Raw genomic sequence first — 15494 nt, forward strand, 5'->3', positions numbered from 1 at the left:
TTCGGCTAACCCTCACGTACAAGGGTCTCACGACTAAAAGGAAATAACATGTCAGTCAGTCGTCAAAAGAAAGTCTATTTACCGACCACGGCGCGAAAGAATCAGTACATTACCGTTGGCTTCCCACTTACCGATGAATTTTTGAGTCACTATAAAAGTATTGATGACTGTTACCGTGAATTCAGCAACCTAGTATTTAGCAAAGCCGAAGAATTTGAGCTCTACAATGTCCACGTTGTGGCAAGCGATAAATTGCCAGTAGTGCGTTTTCATACTGACTCATACTACTTCTCAACCCCTGAGCAGCTCAGGTTGTTTTACAACCCGGCGCACCATGAGGCAAACCGTTTATATACCACGCCAAATCATCGCGCTAAAAAGCTCAAAGTTGTGTTTTTATCAACGGGTGAAGACTTACGTAACAATGCTGCGCGCTTCCACGCGAAAATCCAGCAATTTACTAAAGCACTGATGGCAGAGCTACCAACTGTGCAGCTTGCGACTAAAATCCGAGATCACCAACATATCTCTTATGATTTCTTCGCCAAAAATAAAGGACGTAAAGAAACGTACGCTTACAAGCTTAGAAAGCTCAACAGTCGTTATCAACGCAGAGAATGCCAGCTACCTGAAAGTGTTAGCAGTCTCAACTATGTGATGATTACCCTACCAGTTGACCGTAAAATCAAGCGTCAATTCGTCACCGATAACGTCACTGACTATAACGAAAGCTATCAGCTAGTGAGCGATAAATTTGTAGAAGCAGCCAAGTCAAAACAGCTTAATCGTGTGGCTGTGATAGCCAATGATAAATTCCCGTTAGTTCGTAACAGTAAATACGATGAACTAACTAGCACTGACGAATTGCAAATGATTGGTTTTGATCCAGCTGACAACAACCCTGACCCGGTTTGTCATTGGGACGGTAGCCAGCTCGTTGAAGCGTTACGTTTTGTGATTGTAGCGGGTAAGGATGACGTGATTGATGAAGGTTATGGCCGCTTTATGAATCAGGTTGAAGATGCTCTGCGCAAATTTATTGGCGAATTTGATTTCGACAAAGAGCACATCGACTTAACTGTGCGCTTCCACCAGCATTTAAGTTACAAAGCTTAATCTAATGGCGCAATAGCGCGGGCAACTCAGCCTTTTGGCTAGTCGCGACAAGTTCGTAGCAATACGTTAGTTGCGATAAGAATGTAGTGATAATCTTCGAAGCCGACCTGCACAGGTCGGCTTTTTGTTTGACTATCAGAAGTTTGACAAACGCGGCACGTCACCCATGTTTCCCCCCTCGAGCCCTCTACGATCTTGCAAGCTCCCCCTCACATATTCGCCTGACATTTACCTCCTGACACACAACCCTTACAAAAAGTGTGGCCACTTTTCACATTGATCTAAATCACATTCCCAAGGCATGTTGTTACTTAAGTGTTAAATGGCATTTACCTGTGCCTGCAGCTTTAACATTGTCTCTCTACAAATAAAAACTAAAGCAAAAACAAATAGCAGATAATAAAAAAGCAGGAGATGCTATGTTCAACAATAAATTAGCCTGGCTAATACCTACCATGGTTGCCACGGCTGTCAGTGTGGGGCTGACAGGTTGTGGCTCAGATGATGACGATACGACCAAAGTGGACACCCCTGTGGTTCAGCCACCAGTATCGGGTCCAACTTTCCCTGAAGGTGCAATTATGGTTGACCCTGGCGACAACCTCACCATCAGTATTCAAGAAGCATTGATTAACGCCCAGTCAGGCGATGTTATCGTACTGCCAAAAGGTAACTTCAAGATTGAGTCAACCTTACTGTTTGACGGTGATGTCGACGGTGATGGTACCTTTGCGAAAAACATTACCATTATGGGTTATGGTCAGGATGAGACGATTTTAGACTTCTCCGAGGCAAACTCTGGTGATGGTATCTTTGTGCAAAACGCAGTTAATATCATCATTCAAGACTTATCGGTAAACGAAGCGAAAAACAACGGTATCAAGCTTAAAAATACCAATGGCATTATTCTGCGCCGCCTAGCTACAATTTGGGAAGGTGAGCTTGATCAAGACAATGGCGCGTATGGTCTCTACCCAGTTGAATGTCAAAATATCCTTATTGAAGACACCTATGTACGTGGTAGTGCTGATGCCGGTATCTATGTGGGTCAATCTGAGTACATAGTCGTTAGACGTAATATCGCCAAAGAAAACGTCGCCGGCATTGAAATTGAGAACTCAAAGTACGCCGATGTTTACGACAACGAAGCCATGGGCAATACCGGCGGTATCTTGATTTTTGATCTACCGATTAACAACCATAGATACGGCTCAAGCGTCCGGATATTTAATAACAAGGTTTACGATAACAACACCTTGAACTTTGCTAACGCGTCGTCAAACCCTGCAGGGGTACACATTGTGCCACCGGGAACAGGCGTAATTGTACTATCGACTGATGATGTTGAGATCTTCAACAACGAAATAACTAACCACGACACGGTTGGTCTAACCGTTTCAAGTTTCTTTATTGCTGAGCCTGACATTAGCACCTTTGTCGGTAACTATGGCCAACCAGGTCAAGCCATTGAAGATGGCTGGCGCCCAACACCGCGCAATATCTTTATCCATGACAATAAAATCGAAAACTATGGCAGCAAGCCAAAAGGCTATTTGATTGAAGATGTGATTAAAGCTTACCTGTTTACCCACGGCAGCATGCCAGGCATCTTATATGACGGTCTAGGAGAAATGCTTTCCAATAACGGCACTGCCGCTTACCTTGGCCTACAAGAAATGCCATTTGCGCAAGATGGTAGCGAGAATGTCTGTGCGCAAAACAATGGTGATGTAAGTTATGGTCGCCTGTTTGCCAACAGTAATACTGACATGAACGTGCCTGATACCTTGTATGAGGCAAAGCAAGCAGAAATCATGAACTGCTCGCAAGTTAGCCTTCCTGTTCATACCGTTACCTTCGGAGAGGAGATCTTTGGTTGCGGCGTTGATGATGATACCGAAGGCTGTGATGGTGGCGTACTTATTGGCGGTGGCGGCACCATTGGTGAAGGTGAAGGTGGCCTAGAGGGCGATGGCGACCTAAGCCTTTGTGAAACTACCAGTAGCGAAGTTAATTGGTCAGCACTGACTGGTGCAAACTGCCCGAAATTGTCAGACTACAACCTGTTTGCCGATACGAGCAATCCAACTGCCGCGCCAAACTCAGGTGGCCTACCGTATGATTTGAATAGTCCGCTATTTACCGATCATGCATCTAAGTATCGTTTTGTATACGTACCTAATGGCCAAAAAGCGAGCTTTGACGCAAACGAGGCATTTGACTTCCCAGTTGGTACCGTCATTAGTAAAACATTTGCGTTACCTGCGAATACCAATAATCGCGGTTTTGCTAACGAAGATTTAATTGAAACTCGCTTGCTTATCCGCCGTGAAACAGGCTGGAGCGCATTGCCTTATGTTTGGAATGCTGAAAAGTCAGATGCCATGCTGGCAAAAGCCGGTGCGATTCAAGGTAAAACACTCACGCACAAAGGCGAAACTTTTGACTTTGATTACGTGGTTCCTAGCATGAACCAATGTAAGCAGTGTCATCAGTTCAAAGCCAATGAAGACAGCAATGCTGTGTTTATGCCGCTAGGGCCAAAAGCGCGTCATTTAAATCGCACATATGCCTATAGCGATGGCAGCATGAATCAGCTGAGTAAATGGCAAGCTCATGGGATTTTAGACGGTGTACCTGCGCTAGATACAGTAGATAAAGTACCTGAGTTCCTCGATGACACTATGCTTGATTACGCCTCTATGTCAGATGCAGAGTTAATGAACACAGCTAAAGGTTACCTAGATATCAACTGTGCTCACTGTCACCGCCCAGAGGGTAATGCATCCAACACAGGTCTTAAGCTTGAATACTTTAGAGCTTATGACGAAGATGCAGGTTTCTCTCACGGTACCTGTAAGTCACCAGTTGCATACGGCGGCGGCAGTTTAGGGTTTGATATCGTGCCGGGCAGCCCAGAGGAGTCGATTTTACACTTCCGTATGGCAAGCAATGACCCGGGTGATCGCATGCCAGAGATTGGCCGCAGCCTATCTCATGAAGAAGGCGTAGCGCTCATTGCTGAGTGGATTAAACGCCTACCAGCGGCGTCATGCTCACCGCAATAAAATAAATCACACTTGAGCTGACATAAGTGTTCGCAGCCGCCTTGTTTATCCCAACAAACTTGGCGGCTGCTTTTATCTAATTGCGGTAATTCAACAACCTAACCCATTTCCTCAGCTTGATGCCTTAGGGATCAATATATGCAAAACCTTCAGCTAACTCGTTTTACCCTTTACCTAGTCGCTTTATTCACCCTCTCAATTGTACTCACAGGGTGTGGCGGAGGAGGCGATGGTACTGCTGACACGCCAAGCGCCGTCTCACCGCCAGACAACAGCGCGGGTGACAATAGCGGCGACACAGGTAGTGGCAATAACAGCCTGTGTGATGTGAATGCGACTAGCGTTAACTGGCAAGCGCTGATGCAAGAAGACTGCGACAGTCTTGCAGGCTATGGATTATTTGCAAGCCCCATTGAAGTGACCAAGGCACCTAACGCACCTGGGCTCGCCTACAAGCTCACTACTGAGCTATTTTCCAATTACGCCAGCAAATATCGCTTTATCTTAGTACCAGACGGGCAAAGCATGCAATATTCGCCTAACTCAGTATTTGAGATGCCCCAAGGCACAGTACTCGTTAAGACCTTCGCCCTCCCTTTCGACACCCAAAAACTAGGTGCAGACAATGAGGTCAAAATCGAAACCAGGCTGCTTATTCATCGCGATTCAGGTTGGCAAGCACTGGCATATCAATGGAATCAAGAACAAACTCAGGCCAATCTAACTGTCGCTGGCGCAAATGTCAGCCACACCATGAACCATCAAGGCCAACAACTTAGTTTTGACTACCATATTCCCAGTAAAGCTGAATGTAAGATTTGTCATCAATCTTCTCTGGGCGAGCAAAGTAAAATCATCCCTATTGGCTTAAAAGCACATTTGCTCAATATGAGTCTTGGGAGCAATCAGGAAAACCAGTTACTACACTGGCAACAAACTGGCCTGCTCGAGATGCTTCCTGACATAGCGCAAGTCGCGCAAGCTTACGGACTAGATGATGAGTCAGCCTCGCTAAGTAGTCGCGCAAAAGGCTACCTAGATGTTAACTGCGCCCACTGTCACAACCCAACAGGGTTTGCCAGCATCTCAGGCTTGCGACTGGGCTTTGATGTTGATCATACAAGCTTTGAATATGGCATTTGCAAACAACCTCCAGGCTGGGATGGCGGCCCAGATGGGCTAGCTTATGACATAGTACCCGGCAATGGTAAGCGCTCTATTGTTCATAACCGCCAGGTGTTGTCTGAACCTAAAGATAAAATGCCGCCCCTAGGACGTGAAATCGTGCATACAGAAGGCGTTGACTTAATTGAGCGTTGGATAGACAGTTTGTCGCCGTCACTGGGCAGCTGCGTTGATGGTTAGTGATTTGTAGTAGCATGGCACTAACAGCGTCTTGCTGCTGACATAAAGCGCTGTGCTGCTACCATTAAGCGCTATGTTTTCAGATAACAAAGGTGTGTTTACGAGTTTAGTCTCAAGAAGTGCCCAGGCGGTAATCCGAGCCAGTGTTTGAAGCTTTGACGAAAATGGCTAGGGTCACTATAGCCAAGCAGTTCAGCGATTTGCTCTACCGTGAGTTTATCTTCAAGAATGAGTTTTATCGCTTGCTGGCTTCTGGCTAGGTCAACTAACTTCTGGTAACTGCTACCAGCTTGAGCTAGCTTGCGCCTTAAACTTCGATCGCTCATGTGCAACTCAGTCGCTGCTTCACCTAGCGCAGGTATCGCACTAATATTGCCCTTAATTAAATAGAGCACCTCGTCGATAAGTGATGGCTCAAGCGAAGCTGCTGATTTATCCGGCGAAGCATTAAAGTCATAATTAAGCGGCGTATCTAGGGTGTTCAGCGCGACAGCCCACTCAAAAAACTCACAACCATGCTGCACCCTCGCCCCTGTATAATCCTTAAGAAAGTGATGCTCTAATTCTTGCTGGGCTAAATGAATATCGGTCAACTCGATGGGCACATCAACAAGCTGGCGCGCCAGTGAAAGCAACGAGCACACAGAGTGCTGAAACTGAAACGCAAATGTCTCGGTATCCGCCTTGCCCGTGTTTAACCAGCGACACCAAAGCTTACCTTGCTCGACTCTAACAACATAGTCGCTAAAACTGCCCACAAGCTCTGGGTGCTTGAGTGCAAAACCAAGGCACTCGTTTAAACGGGTAAACCCGCGCAAATGTGGCAACAGTACATCTAAACTTTCAACAGTATTGGCTGCACCAAGCCTAGCGCCAATATCAGTATCTTTACTCAAGGTTCTCAGTGCTTCAAGGGCATACTCAACTTGCCATACATAGACAAAATGCACACTGTTAAGCTCAGCAACGCCTAAACCAATTTGCTGATATACATCAAGTACAGCACTCTCACCAAGCTCGGTTTGAATAAACTGCATCAGATTTCGAAGCTCAAATGCGGGATAACATTGATCGCCAAGCATTTTATTCGCTTGATATCCGGCGGGTACAGGCATGAATAGTTCCTTGAAACTAGGCTGAGCAAGCTCAGCCTAAAGTAGGTAAACAGCACATTCAGACTTAAAGCGTGTTATTACGCTCTGCGAGTCGATTGAAAATGGCATTGATACTTAACGATGCTCCATGAGCAATCTTATCTGCCAGCTTCTTTTTAGTTTGATATTTGATGCGCAGCACTTGATGTGTTTTTGCAAATTTAAGCAATAAGTCGTCACTGGTTGCAATTTCATCCACAAGGCCAAGCTCAATTGCTTGCTGACCATACCAATGCTCACCAGTAGCCACTTTGGCAATGTCCATATCAGGGCGGTATTTACCCACAAACTCTTTAAACAGCACGTGGGTTTCTTCAAGCTCTTGCTGGAATTTGCCGCGACCTTCATCTGTATTCTCACCAAATACCGTTAAGGTGCGTTTAAAATCACCCGCTGTGTGCTGCTCATAGTCAATATCATGCTTTTTCAATAAGCGGTTAAAGTTGGGCAACTGAGCAACCACACCAATAGAACCAACAATGGCAAACGGCGCTGAATAAACCTTGTTAGCCACACAAGCCATCATATAGCCGCCAGATGCTGCTACTTTATCAATACAAATCGACAGTGGAATATCAGCACTACGCAAACGGTCAAGCTGACTTGAAGCAAGACCATAGCCGTGCACCATGCCACCACCACTTTCTACATTAACCAGAACTTCGTCGTCTTTGTCGGCAATGGTCAAAATAGCCGTAACTTCTTCACGCAACGATGCCACTTCGTGAGCATCAATACTGCCTTTAAAATCGACCACAAACAGTTTCTTGCGTGCTTCTTCCTGCTTATCTTGCGCTTTTTGCTCTTCCTTACGCTGTTTTTGGTACGCCTTGAATTGCTTCTTAGTTAATAACTCTTCTTTCAAGCCATCAGTTAACTCTTCAAGCTGCTCTGATACATCAGTGAGCTTCAATTCGCCCTTATCAGACTTTTGCTTAATACTTGATGCTAAAGTCACAATGACTACCGCTAATATAGCTACCACTACAGTCACGGCTTTCGCGAGAAACATGCCGTACTCTGATAAAAATTCCAAACTTGACTCCGTTAACTAATAATCATTTCTAATATCTGAACCAGCCGACATACTAGCAGCTATCACTAGGGACATAAATAATGGATACGTTTTGCAACAAAATAGTACCCTAGACACGAAAAAGCCCAGCATAGCTGGGCTTTTGATTATTGTGTTCTACGCATTAACCGCCACAACTTTGAAGCACGCTAGTATCGCTTACCACAACCGTCGCTGAACCTAAGCCAGCAGTTTGCGCGAAGCGTGAAACTTGCTGCTGCATTTCGATGGTAGCTGCTTCAGCTTTGCCATCTGTGACACCAGGGATTTCACTTGGGCTAACCAGTGAACTATGGTGACCTTTTGCAAAGCGTACTGCGCTTGAACCTGCAGCAGTGCTATCAGCACAACCTAAGCCTAAGCCTGAAATTAATGGCTCAGTACCAGATAGCGGGAAGCCTTCTACGCGATTAGGTAGAACTTGATCTGGTAGGTTAGTTGCATCACCCACTACTTCAATTAAGTGAACAGGAAGGTTAGTTGCCGCTAACTGAGTTGCATGGTTAATTGGATCTGCACCATCTACCGCAGTTTGCACTGCAAGTGCAAATGATGGGATAAAGCCAGCATACACTGCGTTAACCAAGGCTTCGTACTCAGGTGTGCCTGGTTGATAACCGGCAGTATTCGCTTCATCAACCAAAGCTTGGAACTCTGCAGTGCCTAAAACGGTTTGATAAAGGATAGGACCGAAGGTCTCTGAACCGACGAACGTACCTGCAAGGCCACCAGAAGGAGCAACTAATGATGCCGCATTAACTGCGTATGCATTTGGCAGTGCAGTACCCGTCGCAGGGTCAACTAGACCAGTACTTGCATAGGTAGAAGTTGTCGAGCCAACAATTGCACCTAAGCTAAGACCTTGCAGGCTAACTTTACCGATATCAAACATCTGCGGCGCACCGGCTTGCGCTAGTTGCTGATACAGACCTGTTAATAATAAACGTAGGCCTAAGTGATCCATTGTTGCTTGGCGGAAGTTATCACGTACAGTCAGCGTACTTGCGATATTGACGAATACTAGTGGGTTACCATTAGCAAACTCAGCTTCTTTACCAATACTTGCAGCAAACTCTGGTGACGTTGCAGACATTTCATAAATGCCGTCGCCATTAGCATCATAAGAGCGCTCGCCATGAAGCGGCATATCAATAGCAATTGTCGCTATACCTGCTGCTGCATACATACCCGCATAGGCTAGAGACATTTCTTTACCGCCGCCTAAACCGTGCATTGCGATGGTTGCAGGCCAGCCGTTTGTAGGTGCAGTAAATTGCAGGCTATTAGCTGTATTGAACGCCTCAACCTTCGCTGCATTTGGCATAGAGATAAGTACGTTCACTTCTTCGTAGTGAGTCACTTTAGCTACTGGGTTGAATTTAGTCAGATGCTTAGTTGCATCGACTGGATTACCGTCATCTAATTGCCATTCATAACCGACTAACACTGCTGGGTTGGTAAGTGCCTCACTTGGGTCGATACCATAACCCGACGCTTGCTGGATGAAGTTTGACTGTGACAATGTGCCTGCTTCAAGCGCTGACAAAACGGCAATTGGGCTATCACCACGCGCCATCCAACGACCATTTGGTGCAGTTGGCGCACCATCTACAATCGGGATAACACAGTCAGTCGATGAACAATCACCATAAATTGGTAGATTGATTTTCGCTGTATACACATCAGCAAGATCAGACAATACATATGCTAGACCATCAGTTGGTGATAAACCTGCAGCTTGCGCCACGGTAACCACGCCACCAAAGCCGTTGTCCATCGGCATCGGAGGTTGAACAAATGAAGGTGTATAACGTGGATCGCCAGCCATTAGCAACTTAGTGGTTTCATACACATCTGCCACTGCTTGCGTGGTAAATAAACCAGCGTAAGTAATAGATGCTGCATCAACACCATGCGCTGCAGCCATGCCCTTTTCGTAACTGTTTACTAGACCTTGTAAGAACAACTGATCTGGCGTTTCAAGGGGCTTAGTATCGATATCAAGCTTCAACAGGTTATAGGTCGTTGATGGCTCAATTGCGCGGCCAAGCGAATCTTCAATTAAGCGCGTCGTCGCATAGATATAAGATTGATTTGGTTTAAGCGCTTTTAGTGGAATAACGGCAATGGTGTCACCCACAGCTTGCGTCACAAAATCAACGCCAAACTGCAGCTCGGCGCCGACTTTACAAGCTGACACACTCAGAGCGCCGGTACACTCAGGGTCTGTTGACAATGGACCACCAACGGTTGCTTCAAACATACGCACCGCACCTGGCTGTTCAACAGAGGCTTTGCTCAGTGTTAATGGCGTACCGTTATTGTCGGCTAAGTCCAATTCAATAGAGATTGGTGAAGTTGTCGACCAACCGTCAAGCGCGCCAATTGCGAGTAAAGGGTCAAGGTAATCGGTACCATCTTCACCTGGCATGTTAATCGTGCCATCAGTGGTGCCGTTAAAAAGTAGGTCATTTGGAACGGGTAGTTCACTATTGGCAGGATCGAACACCATGTGAGAAGAAGGCACTAAGGTTTCAGTATTATTTCTTGCTTTGTTGAAACTGTCTTCTGAGCAGGCTGTGAGTCCAAGAGCAGATGTTATTGCAACACCCAACATGAGTCTTTTCATCTTTTTTCCCCAAATCTTGTTGTAATTGTTTTGTTTCCCCAAAAAATTGGTCACAATAGTGCAACTCTATGACCAAAAGGACATATTTTTATCCTTATTAGCACTCAAGTTAACGCAAAATTAGCGACTTAGCTACAAGTTTGTTACATAAGAACCGGCTTGCTGTGCTTTTTTATCAGTCATTTGTTTTAAACAGTTGTTTATCGCGATTGTAAATATAGATTTGATGGGCTTTTGAGCCCTTAGGAATGATTTGAAGATGTTGGAATTTCAAGCAACAAAAGATTTGTTAATTAATAAAACGATCCTAGTAACTGGCGCTGGCGACGGTATTGGTAAAGCCGCTGCGCTGAGTTATGCCAAATATGGTGCAACGGTTATCTTGCTAGGTAAAACAGTGAAAAAGCTTGAAACTGTCTACGACCAAATCATCGCTCAAGGCTCACCACAACCGGCAATTATTCCGCTCGATTTAAAAGGCGCAACTGAGCAAAATTATAAAGATATGGCTGAAACAATTGAGGAGCAATTCGGCCATTTAGACGGCGTATTGCATAACGCCTCACTGCTAGGTGCGCTTGGGCCATTTGAGCATCTAGATGCTAAGTCACTAGAAGATATTATGAAGGTCAATGTCACAGCGCCTGCCATTATGACCAAAGCATTACTGCCAGTACTACGTAAAGCGCCAAATGCATCAATTATCTTCACCTCAAGTGGTGTTGGCCGTAAAGGCCGTGCATTTTGGGGGCCATATAGTTTCTCTAAATTTGCCACAGAAGGCATGATGCAAGTACTTGCTGATGAATGTGATGAAACCTCGGTTCGCGTTAACAGCATCAACCCAGGCGCAACCCGCACCGAAATGCGCGCTAAAGCTTACCCAGCTGAAGATCCGATGGCACTAAAAACACCAGAAGACATTATGCGTACTTACTTGTACTTGATGGCAGATGACTCAAAAGCGGTTAACGGTGAGGCGCTAAGCGCTCAGTAACGCATATTCTCCCGCTGCATTTAGCGCTAAATTAAATGTACAAAACATAAAAAAACCGAAGCGATATGCTTCGGTTTTTTACTTGTTGGCAAATATAGTTTGCTTAGCTTAACGCATATGCAAGCTACAAACTGATGCGCTGGGCATTTTGAGCGATGAGTTTCTCACCTATACCTTTCACCTGCGTGAGTTCTTGCTTACTCTTAAACTTACCGTGAGCTTTACGATACTCAACAATCGCTTTGGCTTTCGCTTCCCCAATCCCTTTTAGCGTTTGCAACTGGGCGACACTAGCCTTATTGATATTCACTGATGCAAGCTTTGCATCGTTAACTGCAGACTTCATCTCTTTGCTGGCATTGGCAGGCACTGCTGCTTGAGCTGATTTTTTGAGCTGCGTAGATTGAGTTGCTTGTTTCTCTGAGCCTGCTTGAACGCTGGCCGTATAAGTCATCGCGCAGCTTAAAGCTAAAGCCAGCGCACTAGTGATCAAAAGTGATTTCATTATGTCTCCTAATATCCTTTAGTTAACACTGCTCTGTAATCCTTATCCCTGAGCGGTGCAATTTTTATAGCTCGATAATTTTGAGCCAAAGTGAGTGAGCTGAACTGAAAAGCGTTATATTAAGCAAACACTAATACAAGCCAGCAGCAACTAAAGTTAGACGACATTTTTGAAAGTGCAAATTACCGCACGCCAAACCAAAAAAGATAAAGAACCTACCTTCCAAATAAGGTTGCTTTGCTTTACCCCACAAAAGGGGCCTAGTCTAACTGGCTTAAGTTATCATCTTGAGTTGCAAATTATTAAAGCAGCCATATATGGAAAGCTAAGCTAGCGCGCCAGCTTATCGCTATCAGGCTGCTTGTTATCCACAGAGCTCGTGGCAGATAAACTCTCTTTGGTAAAAGCTTTAAGTTCAGAAAGCAATTGCTGATAAACCTTACGCAGCTTGGGTCTTTTGTTTTCGCTAAACGCTACCGGTCTACACAAGCCCATTGCTTGATAGCCTAAACGCGCGGTAAGCAAGCCGCCACCTATGCCCTGCGCTACTCGCGTAGATAACTTACCAGTGACTTCCATTGACATCATTTGCGTGCCCAAATCGGTGACAACTTCGCTGGCACCCGCGTAAATAATGTTCGTCACAATGGCGCGAATAAGCTTAATACGGCTCCAGTAGCCTAACTCTATGCCATAGATTTGCGCGATTTGACTGATCATTTTCTGGTTGCGCCACAAAATAATTGCCATATCTAGCGCTGCAAGCGGGCTTGCAGCTAACAATACAGCGGCTTCTGCAGCAAAGCGGCTCACCACTTTAGATGCTTTGGCATCTCGTTCTTCAACTACTACTGATTCAAATAACGCGAGTTTTTCCGCATCATTATGCTCCGCAGAAATGCTTGAGGCATATTTGCTTACTGCCACAGACTGGCCATATTGCTTAAGTAAATTATTAATAAACTTATCTGCTTCGCCAGTTTGTACGCTTTGCGATAAACGCTGCGCAACTTGTTGATGTTGGTCGATTTCACGTAGCTGTTTTAGCTTGCGATACTCAATCAAGGCTCCCCTTCCCGCCCAGGCTGAGACAATTGCGAGTACAAAAGCATAAAAGCCAAACAACCAAGGGCTTTGTGAAGCTGCAGTAACAAGCGCCAATACCGTTTGCACCACGACTAAACTGAGTAAGCTCAATAAGGTTAATTTAGTTAGTTTAGATACGCCCTTTACTGGCGTCACCATTTCAGGAGGAATGTGCTTATCTAATGTTTCAATAAGTTGCTGCTCACTGACAAACTCATCGCCAGTAAATGCTTGTTGCGGCTTTAAGCTGTGATTAGTGTCAGCAGCTTCATCGGACATCAAATGACTTTTGCTCTCTGTGGCCGAATTTGAAGAGGCTTTAGCTTTAGTTTCAGCCTCATCTAAAATGACCTGGTCATTGGACTCAAATACTTGTTGTTTTTTAATCATCGCTACACCTATAACAACTTGTCGCCGAGCAGGTACTCAAGTAAATGATCAAGACGAATGTGATCAAAGTGACCGTCGCTGCTAGCTGGCTGCGGGTTAAACTCAGTAAAGTTGAAACCTTGCTGTTGCCAAAAGTCAGTCTTAGGTAACCGACTTGGCACCTCGCCCGGATACACTGTCAAACTTTGGTTATCTCTAGTGAATCCATTCACCACTTCTTGTTGACCATTTGCGGTTTTCACCATGCCATGTTTAGTGGCCTTAATGGCGCTAATCGCCATGGTTTCGACATCGCAACCCTCAAATGTCGCCAGATGATGGCTTTGTTTTAGCATGTCATTGAGAAGCTTGAGCAGATTACCTTGCTGATCGCGCGTCACTCTATCCACCTGACTGGCACAAAAAAGTAACTTATCAATTTTGGGTGAAAACAAACGCCGCAATAGGCTCGATTGACCAAACTGGAAACTTTGTAAAATGTGGTTAAGCGCCTGCCCCATGTCATCAAATTGACCACGACCTTTGTTTAACGCGCTCAAGCAATTGACCAATACCACTTGCCGATCAAACTTTGAAAAATAATCTTGATAAAACGGTTTCACCACCTGTGATACATATTCCTGATATCGCTGTTTAAGCACTTGGTAATAGCTGTCGCTAGCGTATTCATTAGCCTTTTGATGCTCGCTATCGCTTAACGCTAACAATGGAACAAAGGCGAGTAATGGTGTGTTTTCAAACTCTCCCGGTAATAGCATTCTTCCTGGCTGCGCATTATAAAAGCCTTTGTTTCGCACCAGATCCACCAGCAAAGTTTGATACAACTCGGCAAGCTGCTTCAACACTTGTTCATCAGCCTGCTCATTAAGTGGTAATTGACTTGCCTGCTGGGTAAAGGCTTCATAATACTCGCTTTGCTTAAGCAGCTCAGTGCGGCTAGCCTGAGTTAAACACCACTGACTAAAGCTTAGTTGCATCATAGGTAAATCAAGCAACCATTCACCCGGATAATCAATAATGTCAACATACAAAGTCGCGGTATCGGTGAGCTTGGCTAATACCCCTTGCTCTGGGCGATAGCGAATAGCTAAACGCAGCTCAGTAATATTGCGGGTCGATGCCGGCCATGTCGGGTTATCTAACTGCAGACTTGTTAGCGCGCCATGATAATCAAAGCTGGCGATACCTAAATCGGGTTGCAGGGTTTTCTTAACCCCAAGCAGTCGTGACTCACGACTGACTTGCCAAAGCGGTAGCTTATTTTGTGAGGGGCCACAGCTATTAAGCATTTGATTGACAAGGCCAGTAATAAATGCAGTTTTTCCTGCGCCAGAAAGGCCTGTCACCGCAAGGCGCACATGGCGGTCTGTGGTGCGATTGATAAGAGATTGAGTTTGAGCAGTCAGTTTATTTAGCGAGCGGTCAAGCAGACTCATTAAGATACCTATAAAAACAAAGGGCGGATAAACCGCCCATTAGAATGACTATAGATTGTCGATTTGCCGTTTTAGATCAAAGTTGTCTGAGGTGACATGACGCTCCAATCTTTGCAGGCGGATCTCCAACTGTCTGAAATTACGATTAACATCAAACAGCGCTTTCTTTGCTGGTTCACCAGCTTGCCATACCTTCTTTTTTAACTCGATATCTGAAGCTTGCTTTGGCTGCGCCTCAGAGGGTTTGGTATCAAGTATCATCCACAATGCAATATAAATGATAAATACAAAGCCCGAGCCACCTAACAAGAAGATAGAAACAGCTAATACGCGCACTAACCAGGTTTCAAAGTTGAAGTAGTCAGCAATACCTGCGCAAACACCGGCAATCTTCCCTGATGTCGGGTTACGGTAGAGTGTTCTACCATTAGTTGTGCTCATGTTTTGCCCTCCACTCTGGAGACTCAGAATCTAGAATCGCTTCTAATGTCTCAATGCGTTGACCCATTTTATCTGCTTGGTCAATTAGCTCGTTTAACTGTGCAAATTCTTCCTCTGTGAGTCCCTGGCTCACTTGTCGCTTACTGCGATAATGAAGAATCAACCAAATTGGCGCCACAACTACTAGAAAAATGATAATTGGGGCAATAAGTAGATCCAGATCCATAACTCA

12 protein-coding genes are annotated in these 15494 nt (G+C 45.2%); 4 read left to right on the forward strand and 8 right to left on the reverse strand.

Features of this window, described 5'->3' with window-relative positions:
- Nucleotides 1-48 precede the first annotated feature (48 nt).
- From G3R49_RS14405 to G3R49_RS14415, 3 genes are all read left to right on the forward strand, one after another.
- Nucleotides 49-1116 (forward strand): DUF3083 family protein, encoded by a 1068-nt coding sequence (locus G3R49_RS14405; RefSeq protein WP_130602057.1) that lies wholly within the window; start codon nt 49-51, stop codon nt 1114-1116.
- Between the two features lie 419 nt (nt 1117-1535).
- Entirely contained in the window at nt 1536-4184 is a 2649-nt protein-coding gene (locus G3R49_RS14410) for a parallel beta-helix domain-containing protein (protein ID WP_167870155.1), read from the forward strand.
- A gap of 138 nt (nt 4185-4322) precedes the next feature.
- A complete protein-coding gene (locus tag G3R49_RS14415; protein WP_167870156.1) occupies nt 4323-5549 on the forward strand; it encodes an SO2930 family diheme c-type cytochrome in 1227 nt (408 codons plus the stop codon).
- A 98-nt stretch (nt 5550-5647) separates the two neighbouring features.
- Here G3R49_RS14415 and G3R49_RS14420 read toward each other — a convergent pair whose 3' ends face one another.
- The 3 genes from G3R49_RS14420 to G3R49_RS14430 all read right to left on the reverse strand — a co-directional run bounded on the left by G3R49_RS14420 (nt 5648) and on the right by G3R49_RS14430 (nt 10407).
- The gene (locus G3R49_RS14420) at nt 5648-6664 is read right to left on the reverse strand and encodes an AraC family transcriptional regulator (RefSeq protein ID WP_130602051.1); all 1017 of its coding nucleotides are present in this window, start codon (nt 6662-6664) and stop codon (nt 5648-5650) included.
- A 64-nt stretch (nt 6665-6728) separates the two neighbouring features.
- A complete protein-coding gene (gene sohB, locus G3R49_RS14425; protein WP_130602049.1) occupies nt 6729-7739 on the reverse strand; it encodes a protease SohB in 1011 nt (336 codons plus the stop codon).
- 163 nt (nt 7740-7902) lie between these two features.
- Entirely contained in the window at nt 7903-10407 is a 2505-nt protein-coding gene (locus G3R49_RS14430; RefSeq protein ID WP_167870157.1) for a VolA/Pla-1 family phospholipase, read from the reverse strand.
- 259 nt (nt 10408-10666) lie between these two features.
- Here G3R49_RS14430 and G3R49_RS14435 point away from each other — a divergent pair, with 259 nt between their 5' ends.
- Entirely contained in the window at nt 10667-11404 is a 738-nt protein-coding gene (locus tag G3R49_RS14435; protein ID WP_130602047.1) for a YciK family oxidoreductase, read from the forward strand.
- A gap of 124 nt (nt 11405-11528) precedes the next feature.
- On the opposite strand, the gene G3R49_RS14440 is transcribed toward G3R49_RS14435, so the two are convergent.
- The 5 genes from G3R49_RS14440 to pspB all read right to left on the reverse strand — a co-directional run bounded on the left by G3R49_RS14440 (nt 11529) and on the right by pspB (nt 15488).
- A complete protein-coding gene (locus tag G3R49_RS14440) occupies nt 11529-11909 on the reverse strand; it encodes a helix-hairpin-helix domain-containing protein (protein WP_167870158.1) in 381 nt (126 codons plus the stop codon).
- A gap of 330 nt (nt 11910-12239) precedes the next feature.
- The gene (locus tag G3R49_RS14445) at nt 12240-13385 is read right to left on the reverse strand and encodes a TIGR01620 family protein (protein WP_167870159.1); all 1146 of its coding nucleotides are present in this window, start codon (nt 13383-13385) and stop codon (nt 12240-12242) included.
- Nucleotides 13386-13393: 8 nt separating this feature from the next.
- Nucleotides 13394-14821: a YcjX family protein gene (locus tag G3R49_RS14450; RefSeq protein WP_167870160.1), complete on the reverse strand. Its 1428-nt coding sequence runs from the start codon at nt 14819-14821 to the stop codon at nt 13394-13396.
- A gap of 48 nt (nt 14822-14869) precedes the next feature.
- Nucleotides 14870-15262, reverse strand: coding sequence for an envelope stress response membrane protein PspC (pspC, locus tag G3R49_RS14455; protein WP_130602039.1), 393 nt, complete (start codon nt 15260-15262; stop codon nt 14870-14872).
- The gene (pspB, locus tag G3R49_RS14460) at nt 15249-15488 is read right to left on the reverse strand and encodes an envelope stress response membrane protein PspB (protein WP_130602037.1); all 240 of its coding nucleotides are present in this window, start codon (nt 15486-15488) and stop codon (nt 15249-15251) included. Before pspB ends, pspC begins: the two co-directional genes overlap by 14 nt.
- Nucleotides 15489-15494 lie beyond the last annotated feature (6 nt).

The organism is Shewanella sp. WXL01 (genome assembly GCF_012263345.1).
Lineage (GTDB): Bacteria > Pseudomonadota > Gammaproteobacteria > Enterobacterales > Shewanellaceae > Shewanella > Shewanella maritima.

Coding starts and splice junctions, on each gene's coding strand:
- G3R49_RS14405 (WP_130602057.1), top strand. CDS start 49: ATGTCAGTCAGTCGTCAAAAGAAAGTCTATTTACCGACCACGGCGCGA.
- G3R49_RS14410 (WP_167870155.1), top strand. CDS start 1,536: ATGTTCAACAATAAATTAGCCTGGCTAATACCTACCATGGTTGCCACG.
- G3R49_RS14415 (WP_167870156.1), top strand. CDS start 4,323: ATGCAAAACCTTCAGCTAACTCGTTTTACCCTTTACCTAGTCGCTTTA.
- G3R49_RS14420 (WP_130602051.1), bottom strand. CDS start 6,664: ATGCCTGTACCCGCCGGATATCAAGCGAATAAAATGCTTGGCGATCAA.
- G3R49_RS14430 (WP_167870157.1), bottom strand. CDS start 10,407: ATGAAAAGACTCATGTTGGGTGTTGCAATAACATCTGCTCTTGGACTC.
- G3R49_RS14435 (WP_130602047.1), top strand. CDS start 10,667: ATGTTGGAATTTCAAGCAACAAAAGATTTGTTAATTAATAAAACGATC.
- G3R49_RS14440 (WP_167870158.1), bottom strand. CDS start 11,909: ATGAAATCACTTTTGATCACTAGTGCGCTGGCTTTAGCTTTAAGCTGC.
- G3R49_RS14445 (WP_167870159.1), bottom strand. CDS start 13,385: ATGATTAAAAAACAACAAGTATTTGAGTCCAATGACCAGGTCATTTTA.
- G3R49_RS14450 (WP_167870160.1), bottom strand. CDS start 14,821: ATGAGTCTGCTTGACCGCTCGCTAAATAAACTGACTGCTCAAACTCAA.
- pspC (WP_130602039.1), bottom strand. CDS start 15,262: ATGAGCACAACTAATGGTAGAACACTCTACCGTAACCCGACATCAGGG.
- pspB (WP_130602037.1), bottom strand. CDS start 15,488: ATGGATCTGGATCTACTTATTGCCCCAATTATCATTTTTCTAGTAGTT.